Source organism: Salinimicrobium xinjiangense DSM 19287 (assembly GCF_000423585.1).
GTDB lineage: Bacteria > Bacteroidota > Bacteroidia > Flavobacteriales > Flavobacteriaceae > Salinimicrobium > Salinimicrobium xinjiangense.
The window spans coordinates 1-1753 of the sequence record NZ_AUIG01000049.1 but is presented as its reverse complement, the minus strand read 5'-3'; the positions used below and the strand labels follow the sequence as shown (position 1 = coordinate 1753).

Sequence of the window (1753 nt, the reverse complement as noted above, 5' to 3'; positions counted from 1 at the left end):
GATTTGCTGTGGAGAAAATTTGCTTTTTTTCATACTGTTTAAAATTAAGAATTATTCTACTTTTAAACAGTTCGGTTTTAAGGGAAGCTTACAATTTCCCATTTGGTTGACCAAAATTGAGCCGTCATTATTAAATGTCAGATAGGTTTTTAAATCGGTTTCTGAGTCAGATTCAGAGTCCGAGTCAGAGTCAGTTTCCTCGAGTGGCTCTATATCACTTGGAAAAGAATCGGCTTCCTCAACTAAAATCCAATTTCCAACCAGTATTTTTTCTGAGTTAGTTTGTGCGTTCGCCTGGTTAATTCCCAGAATTAAAGTCAGGAAAAAAAGTATTGTTTTCATTGGTTTTCTTAGATGTGTGCTAACGTCCCGGTTAACGCAAGTGCGGAGTAGGGGACACGAATTAATCTTTTAATTTCTATTTTTAAAGGTACTCTAAAATGCCATTTTTGACTGGTCTGCCGTATTTGTGTTAACCGTTGTTGTGAGCAGTACTTTTTGGGTGCATCTTTATTATTGTTTTCTCAGTTTCCTCACTTCTCCAGATTTCTATTGAATAAAAATCTCCTCCTTCATCTTCGTCTTGAATATCTAAATCCGAGAAATATATCCGTATTCTATAGGAACCAGGTTGTAGCTCTATCTCTTTTTCGACGTGAAAATTGGGGCTATCCGCAATTTGAAGAATACCTGAATCAACCCTAATTCCAGCTTCAACAATGTGGTCATATTTCGAAAAATCTCTTTTCTTAGGTTGATTTTTTAAGACTGTAATTTCTCCTTTTATGGGTCCGTAAGAAGCCGTGCTTACTCCCAAGATATTTTCTCCGATGGCAAGTTTATCAGATAGAGCCTGATCCGTCCAAAAATCTTTTGAGTCAGCGGTTCGAGTGGAGTTCTTATCCGCTATGTAAAACTGATGGTAAGAAGTATCAAATTCAAATTGGATCTTTTTTTCCTGTCCATAAAAATTTGAACCCATTATTACCATTAATATTAATATTTTCTTCATTGCGAATTCGGGTATTGTTCACAACGTCCCGTATAAAAACAGTGCGAGCTGGCGTGCGTGATTGTCCGCAGGACAATCCGCTGAGCAAGCGAGCAACGAGTTTCGATTTGAGACAAGTTTGAGCATTGTTTTTATACGTTGTTAGCGGCAGGTTTATTTTTCTATTTCCCAGTTTTCTAGAGTCCAACCTTCGTCCATTCTCTCTATAAGTAGAGTATCATTCCAGCCTCCCCAGGGAGATAACTTCTTCTGTTCATCTGTTAATTCTTCTACGGTTTCCCTGTGCCAATTTACCGAATCCACGATGTGCCATCCCTCTCCGAAAATATTCTCCGTTCTGAAATATCGGGGTGGTTTAAAGTCAGGTTCTAAAGGAGCATTCCCCACCTTTTCTACAATTTTTCTATTGTATGCTGCTTGAAGTACAAAAGTTAAATAAAAAAAAGAGCTTTTTTGAATAAGAGCAATATCCGTTGTCTGAGTCGGATGTACTTTATAGTAAACACGAATTAACTCCACATCCTGCCGTCTATCTTCAGGAATCCGCACGCATTGGAGATAAACAAAACCTTTACCAGTTGGTAATTCGAAGATATCGCCAAGTTCTATTTTTCTTCTACCCATTCATTTATTTTTACTTGCCGCTAACGTCCCGGTTAACGCAAGTGCGGATTGGGGGAACCAAATTTATCTTTTAACTACTCTTTTTAAATGTACTCAAAAATGCCATTTTTGGATGGT

General features: G+C 37.7%; 3 protein-coding genes. All 3 read right to left on the bottom strand.

All coding sequences use genetic code 11. From position 1 onward, the window contains the following. Positions 1-51 precede the first annotated feature (51 nt). Positions 52-342 (bottom strand): hypothetical protein, encoded by a 291-nt coding sequence (locus tag G564_RS0113055; RefSeq protein WP_029038047.1) that lies wholly within the window; start codon positions 340-342, stop codon positions 52-54. Between the two features lie 130 nt (positions 343-472). Continuing rightward, positions 473-1012, bottom strand: a complete 540-nt coding sequence (locus tag G564_RS0113050) for a hypothetical protein (protein ID WP_029038046.1) — start codon at positions 1010-1012, stop codon at positions 473-475. A gap of 153 nt (positions 1013-1165) precedes the next feature. After that, positions 1166-1636 carry a hypothetical protein gene (locus G564_RS0113045; RefSeq protein ID WP_029038045.1) on the bottom strand — a complete coding sequence of 157 codons (471 nt, stop codon included), beginning with the start codon at positions 1634-1636 and terminating at the stop codon, positions 1166-1168. Positions 1637-1753: the final 117 nt, after the last annotated feature.